This window comes from Spiroplasma endosymbiont of Notiophilus biguttatus, assembly GCF_964030985.1.
Lineage (GTDB): Bacteria > Bacillota_I > Bacilli_A > Mycoplasmatales > VBWQ01 > Spiroplasma_E > Spiroplasma_E ixodetis_A.
The window spans coordinates 1,005,952-1,030,883 of record NZ_OZ034993.1 but is presented as its reverse complement, the minus strand read 5'-3'; the positions used below and the strand labels follow the sequence as shown (position 1 = coordinate 1,030,883).

General features: G+C 23.1%; 33 protein-coding genes. 13 read left to right on the top strand and 20 right to left on the bottom strand.

The annotated features are described in order from the left end of the window. The 4 genes from AAHM85_RS06170 to AAHM85_RS06155 are packed head-to-tail and all read left to right on the top strand — an operon-like array spanning position 1 to position 2,055. A complete protein-coding gene (locus tag AAHM85_RS06170) occupies positions 1 to 198 on the top strand; it encodes a transposase family protein (protein ID WP_342261702.1) in 198 nt (65 codons plus the stop codon). A 4-nt stretch (positions 199 to 202) separates the two neighbouring features. After that, complete coding sequence (locus AAHM85_RS06165; protein WP_342260487.1) at positions 203 to 697, top strand: transposase family protein; 495 nt, start codon at positions 203 to 205, stop codon at positions 695 to 697. A gap of 22 nt (positions 698 to 719) precedes the next feature. After that, positions 720 to 1,358 carry a hypothetical protein gene (locus tag AAHM85_RS06160; RefSeq protein ID WP_342261403.1) on the top strand — a complete coding sequence of 213 codons (639 nt, stop codon included), beginning with the start codon at positions 720 to 722 and terminating at the stop codon, positions 1,356 to 1,358. Beyond that, positions 1,285 to 2,055 (top strand): hypothetical protein, encoded by a 771-nt coding sequence (locus tag AAHM85_RS06155; RefSeq protein ID WP_342261402.1) that lies wholly within the window; start codon positions 1,285 to 1,287, stop codon positions 2,053 to 2,055. The genes AAHM85_RS06160 and AAHM85_RS06155 overlap by 74 nt, the downstream gene beginning before the upstream one ends. Positions 2,056 to 2,057: 2 nt before the next feature. Here the strand turns inward: AAHM85_RS06155 and AAHM85_RS06150 are convergent, their stop codons facing one another. Next, entirely contained in the window at positions 2,058 to 2,639 is a 582-nt protein-coding gene (locus AAHM85_RS06150) for an IS3 family transposase (RefSeq protein ID WP_342261401.1), read from the bottom strand. An 80-nt stretch (positions 2,640 to 2,719) separates the two neighbouring features. Here AAHM85_RS06150 and AAHM85_RS06145 point away from each other — a divergent pair, with 80 nt between their 5' ends. The 3 genes from AAHM85_RS06145 to AAHM85_RS06135 all read left to right on the top strand — a co-directional run bounded on the left by AAHM85_RS06145 (position 2,720) and on the right by AAHM85_RS06135 (position 5,118). Next, positions 2,720 to 3,067 carry a transposase family protein gene (locus AAHM85_RS06145; protein WP_342260488.1) on the top strand — a complete coding sequence of 116 codons (348 nt, stop codon included), beginning with the start codon at positions 2,720 to 2,722 and terminating at the stop codon, positions 3,065 to 3,067. A gap of 4 nt (positions 3,068 to 3,071) precedes the next feature. Continuing rightward, positions 3,072 to 3,566 (top strand): transposase family protein, encoded by a 495-nt coding sequence (locus AAHM85_RS06140; RefSeq protein ID WP_342260487.1) that lies wholly within the window; start codon positions 3,072 to 3,074, stop codon positions 3,564 to 3,566. A gap of 431 nt (positions 3,567 to 3,997) precedes the next feature. Beyond that, a protein-coding gene (locus AAHM85_RS06135; RefSeq protein WP_425289710.1) for an IS3 family transposase occupies positions 3,998 to 5,118 on the top strand; the annotation gives its coding sequence in 2 pieces (ribosomal slippage) (positions 3,998 to 4,241 and positions 4,241 to 5,118; 1,122 coding nt in all). 2 nt (positions 5,119 to 5,120) lie between these two features. Here the strand turns inward: AAHM85_RS06135 and AAHM85_RS06130 are convergent. Beyond that, positions 5,121 to 5,885, bottom strand: coding sequence for an IS1595 family transposase (locus tag AAHM85_RS06130; protein WP_342261400.1), 765 nt, complete (start codon positions 5,883 to 5,885; stop codon positions 5,121 to 5,123). A gap of 76 nt (positions 5,886 to 5,961) precedes the next feature. Between AAHM85_RS06130 and AAHM85_RS08475 the strand changes: the two genes are divergently transcribed. The 3 genes from AAHM85_RS08475 (at position 5,962) to AAHM85_RS06120 (ending at position 7,116) form a co-directional block, all read left to right on the top strand. After that, positions 5,962 to 6,192, top strand: coding sequence for an ankyrin repeat domain-containing protein (locus AAHM85_RS08475; protein WP_425289729.1), 231 nt, complete (start codon positions 5,962 to 5,964; stop codon positions 6,190 to 6,192). A 77-nt stretch (positions 6,193 to 6,269) separates the two neighbouring features. Then, positions 6,270 to 6,617 carry a transposase family protein gene (locus AAHM85_RS06125; RefSeq protein WP_342260488.1) on the top strand — a complete coding sequence of 116 codons (348 nt, stop codon included), beginning with the start codon at positions 6,270 to 6,272 and terminating at the stop codon, positions 6,615 to 6,617. A 4-nt stretch (positions 6,618 to 6,621) separates the two neighbouring features. Next, on the top strand, positions 6,622 to 7,116 hold the full coding sequence (locus AAHM85_RS06120) for a transposase family protein (RefSeq protein ID WP_342260487.1): 495 nt from the start codon (positions 6,622 to 6,624) through the stop codon (positions 7,114 to 7,116). A 274-nt stretch (positions 7,117 to 7,390) separates the two neighbouring features. Here the strand turns inward: AAHM85_RS06120 and AAHM85_RS06115 are convergent, their stop codons facing one another. After that, the gene (locus AAHM85_RS06115; protein ID WP_342261399.1) at positions 7,391 to 8,551 is read right to left on the bottom strand and encodes an Mbov_0401 family ICE element transposase-like protein; all 1,161 of its coding nucleotides are present in this window, start codon (positions 8,549 to 8,551) and stop codon (positions 7,391 to 7,393) included. A 72-nt stretch (positions 8,552 to 8,623) separates the two neighbouring features. On the opposite strand from AAHM85_RS06115, the gene AAHM85_RS06110 reads away from it, so the two are divergent. After that, positions 8,624 to 10,330: a hypothetical protein gene (locus AAHM85_RS06110; RefSeq protein WP_342261398.1), complete on the top strand. Its 1,707-nt coding sequence runs from the start codon at positions 8,624 to 8,626 to the stop codon at positions 10,328 to 10,330. Between the two features lie 149 nt (positions 10,331 to 10,479). Continuing rightward, positions 10,480 to 10,626 (top strand): hypothetical protein, encoded by a 147-nt coding sequence (locus tag AAHM85_RS06105; RefSeq protein WP_342261397.1) that lies wholly within the window; start codon positions 10,480 to 10,482, stop codon positions 10,624 to 10,626. Here AAHM85_RS06105 and AAHM85_RS06100 read toward each other — a convergent pair. Beyond that, positions 10,613 to 11,733, bottom strand: a protein-coding gene (locus AAHM85_RS06100) for an IS3 family transposase (RefSeq protein WP_425289706.1) whose coding sequence is annotated in 2 segments (ribosomal slippage) — positions 10,613 to 11,490 and positions 11,490 to 11,733 — 1,122 coding nt in all. Because the reading frame shifts where the segments join, the coding sequence is not laid out codon by codon here. The genes AAHM85_RS06105 and AAHM85_RS06100 overlap by 14 nt on opposite strands. A gap of 358 nt (positions 11,734 to 12,091) precedes the next feature. Here AAHM85_RS06100 and AAHM85_RS06095 point away from each other — a divergent pair. Next, entirely contained in the window at positions 12,092 to 12,373 is a 282-nt protein-coding gene (locus tag AAHM85_RS06095) for a hypothetical protein (RefSeq protein ID WP_342261396.1), read from the top strand. A 1-nt stretch (position 12,374) separates the two neighbouring features. Here AAHM85_RS06095 and AAHM85_RS06090 read toward each other — a convergent pair whose 3' ends face one another. The 16 genes from AAHM85_RS06090 to AAHM85_RS06015 all read right to left on the bottom strand — a co-directional run bounded on the left by AAHM85_RS06090 (position 12,375) and on the right by AAHM85_RS06015 (position 24,669). Beyond that, positions 12,375 to 14,405 carry a hypothetical protein gene (locus AAHM85_RS06090; protein ID WP_342261395.1) on the bottom strand — a complete coding sequence of 677 codons (2,031 nt, stop codon included), beginning with the start codon at positions 14,403 to 14,405 and terminating at the stop codon, positions 12,375 to 12,377. Beyond that, entirely contained in the window at positions 14,353 to 15,588 is a 1,236-nt protein-coding gene (locus tag AAHM85_RS06085) for a hypothetical protein (RefSeq protein ID WP_342261394.1), read from the bottom strand. Before AAHM85_RS06085 ends, AAHM85_RS06090 begins: the two co-directional genes overlap by 53 nt. A 145-nt stretch (positions 15,589 to 15,733) precedes the next feature. After that, positions 15,734 to 17,686, bottom strand: coding sequence for a hypothetical protein (locus tag AAHM85_RS06080; protein ID WP_342261393.1), 1,953 nt, complete (start codon positions 17,684 to 17,686; stop codon positions 15,734 to 15,736). A 65-nt stretch (positions 17,687 to 17,751) separates the two neighbouring features. Further along, the gene (locus AAHM85_RS06075; protein ID WP_342261392.1) at positions 17,752 to 19,374 is read right to left on the bottom strand and encodes a hypothetical protein; all 1,623 of its coding nucleotides are present in this window, start codon (positions 19,372 to 19,374) and stop codon (positions 17,752 to 17,754) included. 14 nt (positions 19,375 to 19,388) lie between these two features. Next, positions 19,389 to 20,573, bottom strand: coding sequence for a hypothetical protein (locus AAHM85_RS06070; protein ID WP_342261391.1), 1,185 nt, complete (start codon positions 20,571 to 20,573; stop codon positions 19,389 to 19,391). A gap of 18 nt (positions 20,574 to 20,591) precedes the next feature. Next, complete coding sequence (locus AAHM85_RS06065) at positions 20,592 to 20,969, bottom strand: hypothetical protein (protein WP_342261390.1); 378 nt, start codon at positions 20,967 to 20,969, stop codon at positions 20,592 to 20,594. A 16-nt stretch (positions 20,970 to 20,985) separates the two neighbouring features. Then, a complete protein-coding gene (locus tag AAHM85_RS06060; RefSeq protein WP_286642310.1) occupies positions 20,986 to 21,174 on the bottom strand; it encodes a hypothetical protein in 189 nt (62 codons plus the stop codon). A 34-nt stretch (positions 21,175 to 21,208) separates the two neighbouring features. Continuing rightward, positions 21,209 to 21,367 (bottom strand): hypothetical protein, encoded by a 159-nt coding sequence (locus tag AAHM85_RS06055; protein WP_342261389.1) that lies wholly within the window; start codon positions 21,365 to 21,367, stop codon positions 21,209 to 21,211. 16 nt (positions 21,368 to 21,383) lie between these two features. Further along, positions 21,384 to 22,142: a hypothetical protein gene (locus tag AAHM85_RS06050; RefSeq protein WP_342261388.1), complete on the bottom strand. Its 759-nt coding sequence runs from the start codon at positions 22,140 to 22,142 to the stop codon at positions 21,384 to 21,386. Beyond that, a complete protein-coding gene (locus AAHM85_RS06045; protein ID WP_286642307.1) occupies positions 22,111 to 22,386 on the bottom strand; it encodes a hypothetical protein in 276 nt (91 codons plus the stop codon). Before AAHM85_RS06045 ends, AAHM85_RS06050 begins: the two co-directional genes overlap by 32 nt. Then, positions 22,379 to 22,696 carry a hypothetical protein gene (locus tag AAHM85_RS06040; protein WP_342261387.1) on the bottom strand — a complete coding sequence of 106 codons (318 nt, stop codon included), beginning with the start codon at positions 22,694 to 22,696 and terminating at the stop codon, positions 22,379 to 22,381. The genes AAHM85_RS06045 and AAHM85_RS06040 overlap by 8 nt, the downstream gene beginning before the upstream one ends. 3 nt (positions 22,697 to 22,699) lie before the next feature. After that, complete coding sequence (locus AAHM85_RS06035; RefSeq protein WP_342261386.1) at positions 22,700 to 22,858, bottom strand: hypothetical protein; 159 nt, start codon at positions 22,856 to 22,858, stop codon at positions 22,700 to 22,702. 164 nt (positions 22,859 to 23,022) lie between these two features. Then, positions 23,023 to 23,316: a hypothetical protein gene (locus AAHM85_RS06030; protein ID WP_342261385.1), complete on the bottom strand. Its 294-nt coding sequence runs from the start codon at positions 23,314 to 23,316 to the stop codon at positions 23,023 to 23,025. Between the two features lie 2 nt (positions 23,317 to 23,318). Continuing rightward, positions 23,319 to 23,783 (bottom strand): hypothetical protein, encoded by a 465-nt coding sequence (locus AAHM85_RS06025; RefSeq protein WP_342261384.1) that lies wholly within the window; start codon positions 23,781 to 23,783, stop codon positions 23,319 to 23,321. A 2-nt stretch (positions 23,784 to 23,785) separates the two neighbouring features. Beyond that, positions 23,786 to 24,016, bottom strand: coding sequence for a hypothetical protein (locus AAHM85_RS06020; RefSeq protein WP_342261383.1), 231 nt, complete (start codon positions 24,014 to 24,016; stop codon positions 23,786 to 23,788). A gap of 134 nt (positions 24,017 to 24,150) precedes the next feature. Further along, positions 24,151 to 24,669 carry a hypothetical protein gene (locus AAHM85_RS06015; RefSeq protein ID WP_342261382.1) on the bottom strand — a complete coding sequence of 173 codons (519 nt, stop codon included), beginning with the start codon at positions 24,667 to 24,669 and terminating at the stop codon, positions 24,151 to 24,153. Positions 24,670 to 24,932 lie beyond the last annotated feature (263 nt).

Here is a 24,932-nt window from a genome sequence, read left to right as displayed (position 1 = left end):
ATAGAAGATCGACTAGTAATGAGTTTAAGATATTTATATGAAAATCGTACATATCATAGTATTGGTGCTGAGTATGGTATGGTTGATACTACTGCTTTACGAAATATTCGTTCAATTGAAGATATTTTAATAAAGAATAATAAGTTTAATAATTTAACAAATAAAAATATTTTTTTAAAAAGAAGAATTAAAAAATAAAATTTTGATAATTGATGTAACAGAGGTAGAAACAGAACGACCAAAATATAACCAAAAAGATTGATTTTCTGGTAAAAAATGAATGCATACTGTTAAGTTTCAAACCGTAATTAATGCAAATACTAATGAAATTTTAAATATTTTTTCTGATATTGGTAAAAATCATGATTTTAAAACTTTTAAGAATTCAAAGTTAAAGTTTTTACCAGAAACTATAATTCTTGCAGATAAAGGTTATCAAGGTTTACAAAAAATTCATGCTAATACATTTTTACCCATTAAAATTAGCAAAAATAATCCTAAAACAAATAAAACCAAAATCTTTAATAAGATTATTAATAAAACTCGTAGAAAAATTGAACATGTTTTTGCATTTTTAAAATGTTTTAAGATTATTGGTTATAAATTTAGAAAAGCCAGAAAACGAATATTTTTAAGATTTAATTTAATTGCAGGATTTTATAATTTATCATTAAAACTTAAAAACGTTATGCAGTAAGTCTAATGAAACAGTTAAAGAAATGCAAGAAAATGGTAATATTATTGAAAATCCTAAAAAAGATATGTTTGTTAATGTTGGTAGTGCTGGATATGATAAAAATGGTAATGGTGGTATGCAAATTATTCAAGGTAACCCTAAATTTAATGAATATTGATTAGATTATAATGATACTGCTAAAGTAATATTTAATGGTGCTGGATATGATTATGATGAACATGGTAATGATGTTTATACTAATAAAACACAAAGTATGTTTAATAATAAATATGATATGGAAACAACCGAAATAAAAATAGCATTTTATAGTGCTTATTTTTATCGTATATTTGATTTATTACTTATTAGTGAAAATTTATGAAATGGTATTGGAGAAAGACCTTATAGTTTTAAATTTATTCCAATTGCTATGACTGACCAAATAGTACAAGACCAAATTATTAATTCAAGATTAAATAATGGCACAATGACAATAATTGAAGCAATTGGTGAATATGATAATATTGACCAATTAATGGCTGAAAATAAATTAGAAAATATTATTAATGAAAATCAAAAATTAAATAAAAATTTAGGAGGTAATGAAAATGAGCAGACATCAACAAATACAATTAATGAAACACGCTCACATGAGATTAAAGATGCAACAAATATTAATTAAAAGACAATCACATTGAAAAATATTTCCATTTATTATAAATAATGGTGCTATACCTTTAACTGAAACTGGTTATAAACCAATTAATAGTAAGATAAGTGATTTTGGGCAATATGAATTAATATTAACTGGTAATACTCCAGTTGTATGTATTTGAAAAAATAGTACAAAAATATATCAAAAAAATAAAGGAATTATTGACCAAGAAACACATAAAGTAAAAGGACAAGATGAATTTTATACAAAACAATATAAAATTGGTGATTATTGAAATGCTTATTTAATTGATGATACAAGTGGTGTAGATTTTAATAATTTACCAAATAATCAAATATTTAAAACAGTACAAACTAAAAGACAATATACTTTAGTAATGTTTGAAGAACATATTACAATTGATGATTATTTACAATTCTTTTGTGTATTTAATGATGAAAATGAAAATATTGGTGGTAATAGTGGTAAAAATCAAGATAGACAATTATTATATATTTCAAATGTAACAAATTATTATAGTCCTTATAATGGTGCATTTAGTATGCAAGTTTTAACTTTTAGTAGTTTAAATGATAGAGTAATAAGTAGTGGTCAAAATACACTTGATTTTGTACAATATGCAAGCCCGGGTAGTGGTTATGCTTTTCCTACTATTGAGAATGGAAAAATAACCTTAAATCGTTGAAATGGCAACCCTTTTTAGGACTATTTTTTGGTAGACATTTTTTCTTGATATTTAATGGGAGTTAAGTAGTTTAAAGTGCTGTGGATTCTTATATTGTTATATCAATTGATATAATCAAATAATTCTAATTTTAACTGTATTAATGATGTAAATTTTTTGTCATTAATAAATTCAGTCTTGAAAGTTTTAAAAGTTGCTTCAGCAACAGCATTGTCATAAGGACAACCTTTTTTACTTAAAGAGCGGGTAATATTGAATGCTAATAAAAGTTTGTTAATAATTTTATTATTAAATTCGTTACCTCGATCGCTATGAAATATTTGCATATCTTTTAAACAGCGATTTGATTGCATAAATGCTTGATATACCAATGATGCATCTTTTTTAGTACCTACACTATGTCCAACAATTTCGCGGTTAAATAGGTCTATTAATAAGCAAATATAGTTTCATTTACCATTAACTTCAACATAACTAAGATCACTGACAATCACCTCATTTTTAATTCTATTATTAAAGTTTCTATTAACAATATTAGTGATTTGTTCATTATTTACTTTATTACGATGATTTTTAAATGATAATTTAGTGTATTTTGACATTAGACTTACTGCATAACTAGTTAACTTTTTATTTTTTTGTTATTATTAAAATAAAATTTGAATAGTTAAGGATAAACTTTATGACATATTTTGAATTAAAAGATAAATCTGATCAATATTTTCGTAAAATAGTGGGTATTAATAAACTCGTTTTTAACGAAATTTTAAATATTTTATTAGAACATCAAAAACTCAAAACTACTATTGGTGGAAGGCCATATAAAATGTCAATAGAAGATCGACTAGTAATGAGTTTAAGATATTTATATGAAAATCGTACATATCATAGTATTGGTGCTGAGTATGGTATGGTTGATACTACTGCTTTACGAAATATTCGTTCAATTGAAGATATTTTAATAAAGAATAATAAGTTTAATAATTTAACAAATAAAAATATTTTTTTAAAAAGAAGAATTAAAAAATAAAATTTTGATAATTGATGTAACAGAGGTAGAAACAGAACGACCAAAATATAACCAAAAAGATTGATTTTCTGGTAAAAAATGAATGCATACTGTTAAGTTTCAAACCGTAATTAATGCAAATACTAATGAAATTTTAAATATTTTTTCTGATATTGGTAAAAATCATGATTTTAAAACTTTTAAGAATTCAAAGTTAAAGTTTTTACCAGAAACTATAATTCTTGCAGATAAAGGTTATCAAGGTTTACAAAAAATTCATGCTAATACATTTTTACCCATTAAAATTAGCAAAAATAATCCTAAAACAAATAAAACCAAAATCTTTAATAAGATTATTAATAAAACTCGTAGAAAAATTGAACATGTTTTTGCATTTTTAAAATGTTTTAAGATTATTGGTTATAAATTTAGAAAAGCCAGAAAACGAATATTTTTAAGATTTAATTTAATTGCAGGATTTTATAATTTATCATTAAAACTTAAAAACGTTATGCAGTAAGTCTATCATATAAATAACACAATAGATACTGCTTTAACACTATCTATTAAACAAGGTCATGAAAATATAGTTAAATTTTAGTAACAAATGGTGCTAATGTTAATTATATAAACAAAAATGATGATACAGCTTTATTATTAGCTGCTAAAAAGGTTACACAAAAATAGTTGAAACTTTATTAAAAAATTACGGAATTTTACGCTTATTGGTTAACACTTAATTCTTAATAAATAATTTAATTATGATATTTTTAAATGTGATTTTTTCTTTACGGTTATTATATTTAAAACAAAATTCATTTAAATAAGATTGGAGTCATTTTTTTGAAACTCAATGAAATTGGCCGATAAAACCTTGGATCGGCTACAATTTATTGGACACTAATTATGTAGACAAATAACAATATTTGTTAAAAGAAAGGAAATATAATTATGGCCAATATTACTTCATATACAGATGAATTTAAAAAACAAATAGTAGCTTTATATCAAAGTGGCAAATCAGTATCTTGTCTTGTTAAAGAGTACAATGTTACAAGAGCAGTTGCATATAAATGAATTAAGCAATTTACTAATTCGGAAAGTTTTAAAACTAAAGATAATCTTTCTGATTTAGAAAAACAATTAATTCAAATGAATAAAGAATTAAAACAATTACGAATGGAAAATGATATTTTAAAGCAAGCAGCACTAATAATAGGCAGAAAGTAGAGATTATTGCAAATAATAAATGAAAATATAAGATTCGCCCAATGTGTCGTTTTTTAAAAATTTCTAAATCAACATATTATTTTAATTTAAAGAAAAAAGAAGATAAAATCAAAAATAATATTTATGATCAAGCTGTTATTAGTGCTTTTAAAGAAAACAAATGTGTTTATGGAACAAGAAGATTAAAAGTCATACTAGAAAAACAAGAAATTTATTTATCAAGAAGAAAAATTAAAAAAATTATGGATAAACATAATTTAATGTCAAAATACACTAAATTATCATTTAAAAATCATCGTAATAAAGTAAATAATGAACAAATCACTAATATTGTTAATAGAAACTTTAATAATAGAATTAAAAATGAGGTGATTGTCAGTGATCTTAGTTATGTTGAAGTTAATGGTAAATGAAACTATATTTGCTTATTAATAGACCTATTTAACCGCGAAATTGTTGGACATAGTGTAGGTACTAAAAAAGATGCATCATTGGTATATCAAGCATTTATGCAATCAAATCGCTGTTTAAAAGATATGCAAATATTTCATAGCGATCGAGGTAACGAATTTAATAATAAAATTATTAACAAACTTTTATTAGCATTCAATATTACCCGCTCTTTAAGTAAAAAAGGTTGTCCTTATGACAATGCTGTTGCTGAAGCAACTTTTAAAACTTTCAAGACTGAATTTATTAATGACAAAAAATTTACATCATTAATACAGTTAAAATTAGAATTATTTGATTATATCAATTGATATAACAATATAAGAATCCACAGCACTTTAAACTACTTAACTCCCATTAAATATCAAGAAAAAATGTCTACCAAAAAATAGTCCTAAAAAGGGTTGCCATTTCAACCTCTTTTTAATATTGCTCAAAAACTTTCTATTGTATTTGTATGAATACCATTATAAGAAAAATATTTTTTGTGATTAACTTGTTCATATGGTAAAATTTTATTCATTTTATAATATCCACGATATTCATCAGTAAAAAGAATAGAATTGTTAATATCAACATTTTCTTTAACTATTTTCATTAAATCTTCAGATTTAATACTTTTATTTTTTGCATGAAATAATTTAACATTACCATTTCGTTCAATAATGCCAACAACACACTCTTTACTAGTTCCTCTACCACGTAATGAGTTATTTTTATTATCAACATCATTATATTTACGCGGTTTTCCACCCACATATGTTTCATCCATCTCTAATATTTTTGCTAATAATTTAATCTCATCATTAGCCATTGCCTTTCTAATTTTATGCATCATTTTTCATACAGTTGCTAAACGTAAATTTAAGTCTCTTGAAGCTTGAGATGATGATAAACTTTTTTTAGCATTAGCCATTAATACTATTAAAATAAATCACTTTTGAAGTGGTACACGTGTATGATGAAAAATAGTTTGAGCAGTTACACTAAAAGACTTATGACATTTTTTGCATTTATAACGCGACTCTTTTAAAACAGAGTTAACTTTTTCACTAAAACAAAAAAGACATTTTGGTTTGTTATTTCATCTTATTTCTTCTAAAAATTTTATACAAGATTCTTGGTTTGGAAATTTATTTATTATGTCTAAAATATTCATTTTCAATCACCTTTAATTAGATTTTATTTTACTAATATCTAATTATAGTTTTCAGAAATAATAATGTATATAAGTTATTGCCAATAAACGTAAAATTCCGAAAAATTATGCCAATGTTAATCATAAAACAAAATTTGGTAATACTGCTTTAACAAAAGCCGCTAAAAATGGTCATTTAAATGTAGTTGAGTTATTAATAGAAAATGGTGCTGATATTAATCAAATAAATTTACGTGGTGAAACTGCTTTAATAAGAGCACAAAAACAAAAACATACAAAAGTAGAAAAAATTTTAATAAAACAATAGACTTACTGCATAACTAGTTAACTTTTTATTTTTTTGTTATTATTAAAATAAAATTTGAATAGTTAAGGATAAACTTTATGACATATTTTGAATTAAAAGATAAATCTGATCAATATTTTCGTAAAATAGTGGGTATTAATAAACTCGTTTTTAACGAAATTTTAAATATTTTATTAGAACATCAAAAACTCAAAACTACTATTGGTGGAAGGCCATATAAAATGTCAATAGAAGATCGACTAGTAATGAGTTTAAGATATTTATATGAAAATCGTACATATCATAGTATTGGTGCTGAGTATGGTATGGTTGATACTACTGCTTTACGAAATATTCGTTCAATTGAAGATATTTTAATAAAGAATAATAAGTTTAATAATTTAACAAATAAAAATATTTTTTTAAAAAGAAGAATTAAAAAATAAAATTTTGATAATTGATGTAACAGAGGTAGAAACAGAACGACCAAAATATAACCAAAAAGATTGATTTTCTGGTAAAAAATGAATGCATACTGTTAAGTTTCAAACCGTAATTAATGCAAATACTAATGAAATTTTAAATATTTTTTCTGATATTGGTAAAAATCATGATTTTAAAACTTTTAAGAATTCAAAGTTAAAGTTTTTACCAGAAACTATAATTCTTGCAGATAAAGGTTATCAAGGTTTACAAAAAATTCATGCTAATACATTTTTACCCATTAAAATTAGCAAAAATAATCCTAAAACAAATAAAACCAAAATCTTTAATAAGATTATTAATAAAACTCGTAGAAAAATTGAACATGTTTTTGCATTTTTAAAATGTTTTAAGATTATTGGTTATAAATTTAGAAAAGCCAGAAAACGAATATTTTTAAGATTTAATTTAATTGCAGGATTTTATAATTTATCATTAAAACTTAAAAACGTTATGCAGTAAGTCTAATGTTCTTTAGAATCTAATAAAAATGAAATCAATGCAACTAATTATAAGGGAGTATACCGATGTTGTCAATAATATTCAAATTTGTCTTTAAATTATAAGATTAGACGAGAATAATTTAGACTTCAATATGCAATTGTATGTTAATCTTAGCACTTGTAAAATATTAGTCAACAATAATACTTACTTTTATAATTCAAAAATTCTTATTAATAGTTACTTTAATAAGTTTTATTTTATTTTTGGTTTTTTTAAAATTTTTAATTTTAATTTATAATAACTGGATGGCAGTATTTATTTGATAGCATTTAAAATTAACCATTTTTGTATACATATCAATGTTATAGGTTCTATCACCAATCATATGCTTTAAAATTTGTTTAATATTCGTTTCAGTAAAACAACCAATATTTTCAACTAATGCTTGGTTTAATACACCATCTTTGGCATTAATAAAATAACCAACTTTTAATTTTTTATATTGTAAAGTTAATGATTCTAAAAAATCAATTAATTCATAATATTGACCTTTGGAAAATAAATTTATTGCATTTTCATAGTGTAATTTAGCAATTTTATTTTTTCTTCTTCCAGCCATTATGCCAAGAAATAAAACATGAAAAGCATGAAATTTATCTAAAATAAATTTAGCATTTAAAATTGTAGCAGTTTTTCTAATTCATTTTGCGCTATCTCCGCAAACTACTAAATTTGCTTGTTCAAAATTTTCAAAAAATAAATTACCATATTTTTCAATTAATTTTGCAGTTTTTTCAGCACCAATTTCTGTTTTTGATACTCTTATTTGACATGCAGCTCTTTTATTAATTAATTTTCCATTTTTCTTTTTACCAGTACAAAATACTATTAATCTCATAGAACATTTTTTACAATTTTTAGTATTGTGTTTTTCATTAAACTTAAATTTTCTATGCCCATCATCAATATTTATATATAAAGTTTGATTTGGTTGTAATACTATTTTAGGAATATTAACTTTTGGTAATTCAAATTTTTGATATGTTCTGCAAACTGTACTATTACTTATTAAATCTTCAATAAAAGTATCACAAACATCACGATACTTTTTATCATCAGCAAAATATTTTAAAATTTGTTTAATAACATTTGGTGCAAGTTTGCTATATTTTTTAACACCAAGATAGTTATCTAATAACGATACATATTCATTTTTTTGTTTTTCTGTGTTATAATAAGTACAAATACGTCGTTTATAATTTAATAAACCTTTTTTTGTTTTTAATTTTCTTTTTCTAAATCTATATGATTTATATACAGATTTATCACATGTATTTCATAAATAATCATCTATTTTTGAAAATAATTCCTCTGTTTGTTTTAAACTTAATTCATCTTGATTAAAATCGTGTTTGTCTCAATCAAAATGATTTGCGAATGGTAATATAAACATTTTTAATGTTCCTTTCTAAATTTGTTTTGTTAATAATTTAAGTTTAATTTTTTTAAAAAATAAGGAGTAAAAATGGCTTTTATTACTAGTTATGCACAATTAAATAAAAAATATAATCTTAATTTTAGTGATAATAATTATGGTTTTAGTTGAGATATTTTTAAAGAATTTGTTGGTGATGAATGAGCAGAATTTTTCACAACCAACTGTTTTTATCGTTTTGTTCCAACAGCACGATTAACAAGAAAAACTTGAAACTGTTTAGCGTTTGATTTATTTATATGTTGTAATTTTAGTGATAGTAGTGTTCAAGAAGTAAGAAGATATGAAAATACTCATAATGAAACCACTATTGGGTCTTTAATGGATGTTTGTCAATATTTAGCAGATAACTATAATATTCATTTAGGAGTAAATAATCCACATGGTATTAAGTGAAAAATAACTAAGGATGGTGGATGTATTATTTTTCCCAATAATCAACAAATTGATTTTATTGGTTATGCTAATGGTAATAAAATTTTTGGTAAAGCAGTTGGTGGTTCAAGTTATTTATGTTCAAGAACTGATGAAATTATTATGGCAGAAGAAAAAGAAACATTAAGTGAAAAACAATTAACTCAACGTTATGAACGTTTAAAATTATCAATGTTTCGTAGTAATCGCATTAAAGTATCAAATCAACCAATTAAAGACTGAAGTTGAACATTTATTGATAGAAATGTATTTAGTTCAACTTATGGTCAAAAAATTACTCGTTATTTTTATAAAAATCATTTTATTTCTTTTACTTGTAATCCTTATGATAAATATCATCCATTTTATTTACTTTATTGCACGCCATATTTACCATTAAATGATAAAGTGACAGATACTTTGAAAAAAATTGGTAAGATTTATTATGAAGACACCGAAGCATTTTCGGGTTTAGGATTATTTATTTTAAGATTTACATTATTGCCATTTTGAAATAAATTAGAACCAGTAACTAAAAAATTAATTCTAGAACTCAAAAAGAAAAATCCTGATGAATTTAATACTGTTTATTATGGCTTTGAATTTTTAGATAGTGATGCTACTATTTTTCCTTTTCAAAAAACATTAAAATATTGACAAAAATATGATTTAAAACAATTTTATAATCAAGAAAAAGATATGTATAAATTTGATTTTTATAGTGTTGGTATTGATTGAGCAACTGGTCACAAAGACCATACAGTATTTATGGTAGTGGGTTTTAAAGAATATAATAATACTGGCTATTATGATGCTTATATTATTTGTGAATTAGTAGTTACACCAAATGACTTTATAAATGAAAACGAAAAAATTAGTGCTTATGTAAATGAAGTTTTGGGATTAATAGATAATTTTGAAGATTTTGCACAAACTGTTTATTTTTATGATGATAAAGCAAGAACTGCTATTGATTGATTAAATCAAAAATTAATCGATGAACATAATACTACTTTAATAACACAAACTGCTATTAAACACGCTTCAAATTTAAATCAAGAAGCAGGATTAACTAATAGAGTAGTTTGAATGAGAAATATTATGAGTTATGGAAATTTTTATGCTAATAAAAATGATTTACCAAAGACCACTCAATGTTTAGAAGAATTACGTTATGACCAAACCAAAACTAACATTCCTGACAAAAATATGTATCAAGACCCATATGATGCATTGTTTTATGCACTATATCCATATAAAAATATAATTAGGGGTAAAAATAATGCTACTGTGAAAAAAAACATCTTCACATTTGCCATATAATAAACAAGTACAATATAATTAATAGTTATGATTTCACAAAATAAACGCCTTGAATTTAGGCGTTATTTTTCGTTTAAAAGCATACTTGTAAAAATAATGAAAAATAGTACAATTTTAAAGTAAAATTAAGACATAAGGAGTAATTTAATATGAGTCAATTTGAAAAACATAAAATAGAACAATCTATTAAAGATTTTAAGAAAAATATAGAAAATGCTCATACAGAAATATCTTTTTTAGAAAAGAAAAAAAATCAAGATGAAATGGCAACCCTTTTTAGGACTATTTTTTGGTAGACATTTTTTCTTGATATTTAATGGGAGTTAAGTAGTTTAAAGTGCTGTGGATTCTTATATTGTTATATCAATTGATATAATCAAATAATTCTAATTTTAACTGTATTAATGATGTAAATTTTTTGTCATTAATAAATTCAGTCTTGAAAGTTTTAAAAGTTGCTTCAGCAACAGCATTGTCATAAGGACAACCTTTTTTACTTAAAGAGCGGGTAATATTGAATGCTAATAAAAGTTTGTTAATAATTTTATTATTAAATTCGTTACCTCGATCGCTATGAAATATTTGCATATCTTTTAAACAGCGATTTGATTGCATAAATGCTTGATATACCAATGATGCATCTTTTTTAGTACCTACACTATGTCCAACAATTTCGCGGTTAAATAGGTCTATTAATAAGCAAATATAGTTTCATTTACCATTAACTTCAACATAACTAAGATCACTGACAATCACCTCATTTTTAATTCTATTATTAAAGTTTCTATTAACAATATTAGTGATTTGTTCATTATTTACTTTATTACGATGATTTTTAAATGATAATTTAGTGTATTTTGACATTAAATTATGTTTATCCATAATTTTTTTAATTTTTCTTCTTGATAAATAAATTTCTTGTTTTTCTAGTATGACTTTTAATCTTCTTGTTCCATAAACACATTTGTTTTCTTTAAAAGCACTAATAACAGCTTGATCATAAATATTATTTTTGATTTTATCTTCTTTTTTCTTTAAATTAAAATAATATGTTGATTTAGAAATTTTTAAAAAACGACACATTGGGCGAATCTTATATTTTCATTTATTATTTGCAATAATCTCTACTTTCTGCCTATTATTAGTGCTGCTTGCTTTAAAATATCATTTTCCATTCGTAATTGTTTTAATTCTTTATTCATTTGAATTAATTGTTTTTCTAAATCAGAAAGATTATCTTTAGTTTTAAAACTTCCCGAATTAGTAAATTGCTTAATTCATTTATATGCAACTGCTCTTGTAACATTGTACTCTTTAACAAGACAAGATACTGATTTGCCACTTTGATATAAAGCTACTATTTGTTTTTTAAATTCATCTGTATATGAAGTAATATTGGCCATAATTATATTTCCTTTCTTTTAACAAATATTGTTATTTGTCTACATAATTAGTGTCCAATAAATTGTAGCCGATCCAAGAATTTAATAATATATCTTTAAAAGACACATCTTTTGATTTTACTGATTGAAATAAAAAAATAAATTCTAAAATTAAATACCACGAATCTGTAATAGATTATTTTAATGAAAAAATATATCAAAGTAATGAATTATTATTAATATTAAATACTAAAAAAGCACCAGTTTTTTCAAAAAAAGTCATAAATAGTATTGATAATAAAATGGAAAAATCTAAACCAATTAATATTGCAAAAGGTAAAAAAATAAAACCATAAATTATTGTAGAAAGGAAAATAAAATGAAAACATGAATTAAAACAAATTTAAGTAAAATAACATTAGCATTAGCACTAACTGGTGCAGTGACAGGAACAATAGGATTAATCATGGGGGGGGTACTTACCCATAATATGGAAAATTATTATTTAAAACCAAATGGTGAAAAAGTATATGGAACAACAACTATTTGACTTAATAAACATACTAGTAGTGATATTTTTGAATTATATTTTGGTAGTAAACCAGTACATCCAGATGATATTGTATGAGATGGTACATATCCAAATTGATATTTTAAATAATTTAAATTTCTAAATTTATATAAGAAATATTCTCGTTATATTTATCAAATAGGTTAATATTAGTTAAATTTATATTTTGATTATTAGTTATTAAAATTAAATCATAATTTCCAGCTCCAAATACACCACTTATTTCAATCCGATTTAAGTTATTAATTGGATTTTCAATTTGCAATTCAAATTCATCATTATTATCAATTTGCAATATTTCTTTATAAAACTCTAATTTAGAAAATAATTGAGATTTATTTGAACCATATAACTTTAAAGCATTTTCAATTTTATTTTTATCAATAATTGCTCTTGTAAAATATTTACCATATTCACCATTACCGAGCGTTCAATCGGCAGGAATTAAAGATGGAATATTATTGGTTTCTAATTCGTTTGTAATAGATAATCAATTAAATTGGTTATCATCCAGTTTAAATAATTGATTTTGACTAATATCATTATTTTTTAATTTAATATTATTAATATTTGTAAAATCAAAATATGCAGATTTTAATATTACTTTTGCATCTTTAAATTCTCAAACTTTATCAGAAGTAGAATGTATAGGATTTGATTTTAATTCAAAATAATATGGTAATAATAACTTATAATCATCATTTAAACCTTTGTTAATAGACATATTTGAATAAATATTATTTGATAACATAATAACTATTTGTTTAATTATTTTAGCCTCTGGTAAGTTTATATAACTTGGATAATCTAATTTTCATTGTTTAAATAGGTTGGTAATAACATCATCAGATTTTTGTCCTTCAAATTTTTGACGTAATTTTGCTATATCATTTGTTGGATTACCATTACTATATTCTGCTCCATCAAAATTCCTATTATAACTATATGTATAAGTTAGCATATCTAATAATACTTTTTGCAAACTATCAATTGGTGGTTTGTCTTTTATTTCTAATTCTATATCTTTAAATTTATCATTGGTAGCAATACTTACATATTCTTTTCCTAAAACATCATGAATTTTTCATACTTCTTTATCTTTAAGTTCTTTTTCGTTAGGTAATGGTCATTCATGAAAATCAATAGAACTTAAAAAATATCCTAATCAAGCATTTGTTACTCGTGCATTATTAATAATTTCTTTTCTTGTTTCTCTACCACCACCAATAGCAATTAAATCTAAAACTGATTTTTCTTGTCCTATAAATTGTTTTGCTAAATTTCAAGGTAATATTTGTTCACTAAATCATTGTTGTAATATTCTAACTTTTGGTTGAGTTTCAATAGGCATTGATAATAGCGGAAATGCTATCTTATCTTTAACGAATAATTTAGGGTATACTTCCATATTGTCAACTTCACCAAGTAACTTTATATTGCCAAAAATCATGCTTCTAGGCGCTTTAATTTTTAAACCAATAACTTTGGTATCTTTATCTAATGGTTTTTGCAATTTAATAATAATTGGATAACCATCTCTTGTTTTAAAATCTTTAATTTTAATAATAGTTATACTTTTAGTACTTCTAGTTTTTGGATTTTGATAAGGTTGGGAATAATTATTAATAATATATAAATTATCAATATTATTTTCAGTTAATGGTTCATTTATACTAACTGCATATAACTTAAATTGATTTAATAAATTTATTTCTTGAAATATTAAATTTTTAATATCAGTCATACTATATTCAATAGTATTATCATTAATATTTGTGCTAGCTCTTTGATTTAATTGCATAGTAAAGTCTGATGTTTCAACAGCAGTAGTTTTTAATACTTTATCAATATCAATAAAACCTATTTTAATAGTATTTGCTGAAAATCTTAAACTATTATTTTCATTATTTTTAAATAAACGTTCAATTTCATAAATATAAATTGTTCTTTTTTTAAATTCATCATATGCTCTATTAATATCAGGGTCACTAGTAGCACCCATCATATTAGTAAAATCATAAGGAATATTATCAATTAAATAATCATTTTCTGCTTCTGCTTGATTAAGTTTAGTTTGTTTCTGTGGAAACTTCGTTTGTGGTTTGTTGTCTTTGCTGTCCATTATTATCTCCTATTAATTGATTATTTTCGGGGTTAAATAATTTTAATTTAACTGTTAAATTATTAATTTCTTGTTCATCATTAATATTAAATGTTTTACTATTTAATAAATCTTTATCTACGCTTACTAATATTTGAATAAATTTAAGAATATCAATATTAAATTGTCATAATTTTTGTTCAATATAATTAATAGTTGAAATATTTACTGCTGTACTTTCGGGAACTGATTGTTGTGCAGATTTCTTTTGACTTGGTATATGAATACCACAACGTTTAAATATTTCATTAACATTTCAATCGTATATATCAGTTAAATTTTTACCTTTAAAATTACTACTTGTCATATTAATATTTTCGTTTTGTTCGTTATTATCTCCGCCACTTTTAAATATGTAGTTTTTAGTAACCAAAGTTCTTACTGCTTGTTCTAATGTTGATTGAACATTACCATAAGTTTGATTAAAAATAAATTTAGGTGAGTTTAAAATAGTATCTAAAACAATTTGTTCATAAATAACATCTAATGCTTTAATTTTATCCATTACTTTATCACAATCTGCTAATTCATTTGCTTTATTTCTCATAATTGCTATTGGAATATAATTAATATTTAATGTTTGTTCTTGTTCTAAATTGGGATTATTAATATACGTTTTAAAATCTAATGGCAGTTGTTTTTTATTATCATTAATACTATAAATTGCACGATTAATAGTTACTTGTTCATTATTTAGTTTATAAATTTCAAATAATCTTACCATTTGTGCATTTTGTTCATAACTATCATAAAAAATAGTACATTGAATTAATTTACCAGTAATGTCATAAACTCTTTGTTGAATATCAACTACTTGAAAATATAAATCATCATTAGCAATAAAAATTAAATAACCACTAATTCCTAATTTACTTAACTTAAAAATAGAATTTCAATTTTTTCTATAAAACTCTTGTTGAATTAAATACTGTTTAATAGTTTCATTATTAATTTCTAATGGAGCATTATATAAATTAGCATTATTTTCTGCTACAAAATCAGTAAAATAAGTTTCATGATTAAAATCATTAAAACCAAAATAACTTAAAATAGAAGCATGTGTACTCTTATCTTTTAAAAAAGTTAATTTAGGTTTTTCTTGATTATTAATACCTTTATCTTTTCTTAAAAACCTACCTAACATAATATTCACCACCTTTTTTTAAAATATTTGATTAATTTTTAATACAATTTTTACTATAATAAATATAATTAAACCCGCAATAGCCGAAGATAATAACACTCCAATTAAACTTAAAATAATTTTTATAATTTTTCAAATCATAATTTTATCCTTGTAATTCTTGTAATTTTCAAAAATTACCATCATTAGAATTATTTTTTCATGATATTTTATGTTGATTAATTACTATTATTAAATGTGAAAGATTAGTATCTTTTCAATGTGGTAAATTAATTCATAAATCATTAAAACTACTTCCATCAGTATAAATTCAATAAAATTCACTTATTAAACAAGGATATTTACCAATTAATCCAGTACTTCTTTTATTATTAACATCATAAAATATTCTATAATGTGTATTGGTTTTCAATTCATAAATAATTGTTTCTCTATCTTGTGAAAATGCTACATCTTTTCAATTTGAGCCACTTGATTGTTTATCTTTTATTTCATTAATAGCACCAGCAACAGTTTTATTTTCAGTTTCTAAATTAGGAATTTCTTGACTTACAGCATTTATTTGAAATGCAATAGGAAATTGTGATTTTACATCTTCTAATTTTTTATCTAAAGTTCGTAAATTAACAGCATCTTGTGGTTGTGTAGGGTCTGCTATATCAACAATTCTAGTATTATTTGAAGTAATAATTCTTTTTTCTTTAGGTTGAATAATATTTGGACTATTAGGGTCTATTAATCATAATGATTCACTACCACTAGTAGCACTGATTTTATTATTTTCATCAATCTTAATATTTTCACCAGCAATTAATTTATCTTGTTTTTTATCTAATAAATTATTAGTTTCTATTTTTGTGTAATAATCGCGTTCAGTACCTTCTTCTGCTATAAATTCAGTTGGTGTACCCTTTCCAATATATTTATATATATCAAAAATTATTGGTTTATACTTTTGTTTAGCACTAGTAACAATAAATTGTTGTAATTCAAAATTAAATAATAATGTTATTTTATCAACATCAACATCAACATTTTCAATTACTATAATTTTTTGTGGTGGATTACCAGCGTACCCTAAATTAATTTTTGTTAATTTTTTAGCATCATTATACCCATGGGTACTATCAATAAATTCGTATGCTCAATAAATAATATATCATTCATTTGCATATAAATCTTTATTATCAATTTTCTTTCATAAAGGACTAGTTTCAATATTAAATCAATTATTTTTAACATCATTAATATTTTCGTTTGCTTTAATTAATTTACTATTTAATTTTGTTATATTGTTTTCATTTGTAGTAATTCTTTTTTGTTGTTTAGCAGAAAAATCAGCAGTTGCAGCATGAGTAAAATCACCAATTTGTGGATTATTTTGTAATGCTTCGGGTGGTAATGTACCAATTTCATTAGGTCAATTTAAAATCATAGTTTCAGTTTCTTTATCATATTCTGTTGCTACATATCCTTTATTGATAAAATTAGTTACAGCACCACGAAAAACTTCATGTTCATTATCATCAATAACATCATCATATAGTTTAATTTGTTTTGACAATGTAAATTCTTTTTGTTGTTCAATTAGTTCATCAACTTGATTTCTAGTATAAAATGCTTTTAAGTCAATTTTTTCAACATCTATTTCATCATCATTATAACTTGAAAATATTTGTTTTAATTCAGTTAATCTTGCTCATATTTTCATTCTACTAGGTGCTAAATCTCAAACATTAATTGTAGGGATACTACTTGCACTAAATTGACTACCATTATTAAATTGAATAGTAGCATCAACGTTAAATTCAATTGGTGTACGATTAAATACTCAATGCTCAACCATTACATAAACCATATCTCTTAATGTTTCTTTAATTAATTCATCTTTAAAACTATCAAAAGAAAATTTAGATAAAATAAAATCAAGATAAGCATTAATATCATTTTGAGCACGAATAGCAAATGTTTTAAATCAATCATTAACATTTGGTCATGTTTTTATATATTGTGATGGTGATTCTGTAATTTTTCCAGTTAAAGGATATCAGTTATTATAATTTTCTAAACTGACACCGGTTCAAAGTTTATTAATCATATTTTATCATTCCTTAAAAAACGCTTTTTTATAATGTTTAGTTCTTGTTTTAGTTTTTCTATGTGCTATATGAATAATTTCTTTTTACCCTTTTCTACAACTTGACTATATGCAAATTTTTCTAAATGATGTAGTAGTCCTGTACCAAATAAAGTATTAACTGAAAATTTTAAACCAGCACTTTTAAATGATTTATTAATATTTTCAATAGGGTTATTAATAACATTTACTATTTTATGATAAGTTCTAATTGTTCTAAATATTTCTCTATAAACTTTAAAACTATCTCTAATTACTTGTTGAACAACTGGTGGTGCAAATGCTATTGATTTTAATCACTTATTATGATTTACTCCATAACCAATGTATCAGCCAGTATATCATCTATATCAATGAAATGGATGAATTTGAGTGACGAAAGTTTCTGCCTTAACAATACTATCAACTACTACAATTGGTTTATATTTAGGATTACGATGATAAATACTAATAGCACATTTATCTAATGACAAAAATTGAATTTTACAGCCCATAAATACTGGTGAATTCAATGGAATTAATTGTGCATGTCTGATTGCTTTTTTCTCAGCACTACTAAATAAATCAGTAACTTTTTCTTTTAATTTATTAATTTTTTCAATTGCTTTTTCTTCTAATTGTTCAAATTTTTCTTGTAATTTATATATACTTGCTCGTAATTTTTCAAAATATGGTGTATCTTTTCAAAATTTATTAAAACTCTTTTTTAAATAAAATCTAATATCAAAATATTTAAAAGTTTGATTGGTTTTTAATACCAATTTATGAATTGAACTATTTTTAAAATTAAATTTAATAGCATCAGCACGAATTTTTTGTAAGTCCAAAATTAAAGATTTACCATATCTATTATCTGCATATATTGTATGAACTAAATTTAATCAATCATTTTGATTCATTTTTAATACTTCTTTTAAATTACTATTATATTTCTTTAAAAAGTTATTTGCTTTTTCAATATCCTTGATTTTAAATTTTGGAGTTAATTGTGGGCTTAATTTTATTAATGTATTTTGTAATATTAAATAATCTTTTAACTCTTGTTCTTCTAATTTTTGAAAATTATTTTTGAATTGTCTTTCAGCAACAAAACCTAAATTTTGAATTATTGTTTCACGATTAGGAGCATAACTATAATTAAATAAATAACGTTTATTGCCAATAATCTTATCTGTTAAAAACTCTTTTCCACTTACTTGATTAATTATTTCTTGTAAGTTTTTAACTTCTTTAACACCAATTTGTTCTAGAGTTTTAGTTTTTTGTGCTAGTTTAATAAATTTAGTAGTACGATAACCACGAGTAATTCTATTAAGTCCTGCAAATGCTGGTAATAAATTAAAGAAAGTATTTAATGATGTTACATTTCCTTTTAAATAATCATAAACTTGATTAATAGTAAAATCAGTTGCAAACTCAACACCAGTAGCACTAATACTAGCAATTAAATCACTTGCACCTAATCCAAGTGCTAAATCTTCACTTAAACCACCAGTAAAAGGAGCAAGTGCTACTGCTATAACTTGTACACCAATCATTTCTAAAATTTCTCATCATAAACTTTTATGCTCTTGTTGTTGACTAGTTCTAGTATGTTTTGGTTTATTTATTTTTAAGAGTGTTGCTGTATTTGCTGTACCAATAGGCATGATTAATGTCCTTATTATTTAAGAGTTATTTTTATAGGATTTGTTGAGCCTTGATAATTTGCATCATTAATATTTGCAGTAATAATTACATATAAATCCCCTGCTTTTTGATTTTGATTACTTACATCAGTTTTGCCTTGTGCATCACTAAAATATTTAATATTTGCATGTACTAAGTCTAATGCTGGGTTCAAACTAGTAATTTCTCTTGAATTTTTTATTGCTGTATCTAATAATTGATTTTTTCTGCTAGTATTAGCAGTAATATCAGTTGTTAAAGTTGTAAGTTTGCTACTTAAATCCGTTTTAGTAATAATTCCACATAACATTCAACGTGATGTTGTTTCTTTTTTTGACATATAAGGAATTGATTGACCTAGTACTTCACCACCAACTTTATATGCTCTACCAAGTTTACCATCAGCAATTTCTTGAACATATACAATTGTTTGTTGTAACATATATCTTTTCATTGCTCTTGGTGTTGCTAAAATAAAAGGTATAATTTGTTTTTTATTTTCACTATCAGTAAATGCCATATAATCATCCATTACAATTTGACATAATACACCTTTGATATATAAATCATTACCATTTAATCTTAGTTGTTGAGCAATTTGGTTATCTGTAATTAAACCTTTATTATTAGCCAAATAAACAATAGTATCATAAAGATTATTTGTAATAAAGAAACGACAATTTGCACTATTTCTTAATTGAAATAAAGTATTTCAAGCAGATAACATTGCTTGTATATGTCCTGTTGGTGATGTATCACTAATTATTACTTTAGTTGCATTATCACTAATGACTTGTATATCATCAGTTGCTAATTTATCTGCTAAATCATTAGCAACTTCATATTGCATACTTTCTAGTAAATTTTGCCCATTTTCAGCATTTAAATCTACAGCAGCAATAGTTTCACCTGCAACATATAATTTTTCAATTATTTTCGGAATAGTATCAGTTTGTGCATAAGTTACATCTATTCTTTGACTTTTATCATTTCATGCAATAACTTTAATTGATGGGTCTTTTGGAACTTTAATAATAAATTCTATTTTAGTAGAATTAACTATTTCAATTGGAAAAAAGTTTGCTCATGGACTATTTGATTGTTTAAAAAATTCAATAAATTCTGGTACTTCAACTAGTTTTTCTGTATTATTTAAGTTTGTTTGAATATTAATTGCCATTTTTATTTTTCCTTTCTGTTATAAATTATTTTTCTTTTTATAATCCAATAAACTACTTTTTATTGAATTGGGTTGATTTGTTAATATTGTTTCTGGTTTACCACCTGTATTAATTGGTTCTTTAAATATTGGTTGTTCTTTAATCATTTTTTTAATAGTATCTTCTATTTTTGAATTTTCTATATTACTAGTTTTAAACTTTAAATAGTCATAAAATTCATTTTTAACTTGATATTTTTTAAATATATTAATTATTTCTTTTTCTTTAATTTCTTTATTAAGTTTATTTAACTTATTTTCTAATTCAACAATCTTAGTTTCTTGCTCTTGTTGTAAATTATTACTTTCAGTTAAAGGTTCAGTTGTTTCTTGAACATTAGTTTCATTTTCTAACATTTATATCACACCTTTATTATTTACTTTCTTTATTAATTTTTTCATTTAATTTTGCTAATTTTTTTTGATGTTTTATTACTTTATTATTTGCTCGAACATGTTTTGGGGTTGTAATAAATCGTTTAAATCAAACAATTAGTTCCCTACAAATTAATGTTCCTACACTTGTTCCAATAATAATTAATTCATGCAATAATTCTTTCATTTCAATATTTTCCTTTCAATTATTTATTTTTTAATTATTCGTCAAATTGACCACCATTAATTCTTTCAATCATTGACTGATAATTACTTATAATAGTTACTAATAAAGAAATTTCTTTATTTAATTGTTCCATTCTTTCTTTAAGCGTATTTATTTCGTGATTATAATATTCAATTAATTTTTCTTTATTCATAAATTATTCACCTCCTTTATAAACTGTTATATACAGTTGGTCGATATACTGGTGATATTCTATCTACAACATCATTAATTAATCTTGCATTTTCACTAGTAAATGTTGTTTCTTGCATTTCTTCAACATTATGATTGGTTTCCATAGGCAATAAATTATGAATAATTTCAGATGCACCAGCAACTATTGTTGGAACTGCATAAGCATTACTAAAATCATTATTAATACCCATAGCAACCCCACTTGATATTAAGCAACCACCAGTTGCCATATTTGCTATTTTACGTATAGTTTCAAATTTACTTGGTATTAATTCAGTAATTCCAGCAACCAAATTGGCAATACCATATGAATTTAAAGATATATAAGTATCTCAATCCATTAAAGATTGTTCATTAACGTTATTGTTAGTTACTGATAATGTTAATGTTGGTCATGGTGGTGTTTCTGTAGTTGTTGTAGTTGGGGTAATAGGATTTATTGTTTCAGTAAATTTACTATAATTTGCTAAACCAATTGTTCCTAATCCTAATGCTATTTTTTTACTTGAATTTAATAATTTACTTTTTAAATTTGGCATTTGATTTAAATTTCATATATCAATTCCTAATTTTTTAGAAAATAATAAAGCATTTATACTACCTAATATTGGATTTCCTATTAATTGACCATAGTATGCAGAAGTTCCTATCATACCAAATAATGGACTTGCTCCAGTTCTTATTAATTTTAATAAAGTGTAATTACTTGATTGTACAGTTATGTCATTTGGCATTTCCTTCTACTCCTTCTACTTTTTGTTTAATAAATACTTCTATTCAACCTTGATAATTGAAATTATCTCCAACTAAAATTGCGGTATTAGCATGTGGTTGAGAAACAATTAAATATTTAGCAATGACATTAGGATATTTTCATAAAATCAATGCTTTTATATCATTACTGTCTGTTAAATCTTTGGGATTTGGTGAAAATATTTCTATTTTATCTTGACCAAACAAATCTATTAATTTAATCATTATCAAATTCACCATTTTCAATTCTTTCTTTTAAATAAAAGACATATTCTGTATAAGTTCTATGTGGGTTTGTATCATTTATAATTTTATTGATATCTAAAATTATTTTTTCTTTACTAATGCAATTTTTATGCATTAATTTTCGTGTTTCTTTAACTTGTTTTAAGTGTATTTCACAAAAATATCTTTCATTAACATTATGTTTATCTCTTGTAGTATTTGTACTATTACATTCAATTATTTTATAATAGGGTAGATCATATGAGTTATATGATACTTTTGTATCATTTTCAGTTCAGTTACATTTCATTATTTATTCTTCCTTATCAAATTCACCATTTTTAATTCTTTTAATTAGTTCATCAATACCTTTTATATTTGGGTCTCTATTTGAAGATAATAAAAATTGTTTTCCATTATAAGCATTTGCTTTATTATTAATTAAATATTTAATTAATTTTTCTTTATTCATATCTATTTCTCCTTTTTTTCAATTTCTTTTGCTATATCATTTAATTTTGTTAATACTTTATAATCTTTTTTTAAATCAATTATTATAAAAATTAAAAATATTATTAGTGTTATACTTGTTATTAATATTGGTGCTATTAATAAAATTTTTCATAATATCATTTTTTACTCTTTTCATTTTTTAAATCATTTAACATTGATTGAACAAAATGCACGATTTTTAGGAATGTTTAAAGTATTAAAGATTTGACCAGTTACTAAAATTTCATCATTTTTGTTTAATAAAATACATCGCCTATAAAATTTTGGGTTGTTAAAAATTAAAGTAACATAGTTTAAACCATTTCACTGACCTCGAACACTATAATATAATTCTTTATTACCTTTTTCGTAATATTTTGCTTCAATAGTGTTACTAAGTTTTACTGTTAATTTGATGTAATTTGCTTTATCTTTCATGTTTATAATTTCCTTAAATAATTATCAAAAATTAATATTTTTTTATTATTTTTTAAATAATATTGAATATGCTTATAAGCATCTTGTTCATGTTTTGTTAATTTTATATTTCCTTTATAATCTGTTATTTTATTTTTATTTTTTGGGTGGTTTTCGAAATAATCTCAATTCATAACATCTTGTATCAATACCATTAAAGCACCAATAATTTTAGGAGTTGCTAATGGATTAGTTAATAATTGTTTTGAACTTAAAAAGAAATTTTCTACAATAACTAATATTTTTTTATCAATAAATTTTTCTTTAATTAATTGAAATTTTTCTTTATACATATTTTTAGTTCATAAAACAGTTAATGTATTAAATGTTTCATTAAAAACAATATTATTAGTTTCATTTGAATATATAACAATTCCATTATTACCAATACCAGCGGGGTCAATACCAATAATTAAGTCATATTGCATTATTAATCAAATTCTCCACTATTGATTTTTTGAATTAATGAATAATATATTGCATCATTATTTGTACTTCTATATCCATCATTTTCAATTTTATTTTCTAAATATTTAATGAATTTTCCTTTATCAATAAAGTTATCAAATTTTTTTCATAAACCGTTATATAATCTGTCATTATTTTGTTTAAGTAGTTCTATTTCTAATTTTAATGAATTAATTTCTTGTTCTTTATTCATATTTATACCTCCTACTTAACCTAATATTTAAAATACAGTCATAACAAATTGCTTTACTATTTTTATCTCTTAAAAAATATTTTCTTGTTTTTATATCATTAGTATTAAAGAATAAATAATCTAATTTATTTTGTTTACATGTTCAACAAAAATACTTTTTCATTATGAGTTGAAATTTCCTTATACGAAGTAACTATATAATTAATTGGTAAATCATCATGTTTATATGGATTATTTATTTTAAAGCCTTTTCTGTTTTCTTCTCACGTAATGTTATATTTAAAACAAGGATTAGTAATTTTAGTTTTGTTATCTGTTATTTCACCCATAAATCAACTATTATGCTGTTCATAAAATGTTAATGGTTCAAGTTTTATATCATTAAGATAATATTCTTTTGGAACAGTTGGTTTATTAACAGTTATTTTTTGGTCTTTAATATATGGTTCTAATAATTTTATTAATTCATTACCACTTAATTCTCTTTTAATATTTTCTAAATTAAAAACTCAATATGTGTAACTGTTATCAACAATAAAAGAATTATTTTTAATCATTCATTTTGGAAGTGATAATTTATATTCAACATAATCAATAAGAATAGATTGTGGTTTATCTTTTACAATTTGTTCTTTTTTAAATTCTATTTGCATAATAATCCTTTCCTAATATGTTCTGTTGCTTCTAGCATAAAGAACATATATTTTGATTTTTAGATTATTAATAATACTACTATTCGTTTTATTCATTCCATGAAAACTGGGCTCAAAAATAAATTGTGAAATTTTAAAAAACATTGAGGCATTCGATTCAATATTTATTTAATTTGCGTTTAGCAAATTAATATTTTAATTGAACCGGCACCGCTCAATTTTTTTTACAAGTTTGAAATTTATTTTCTCGCCCAAAAAATTTT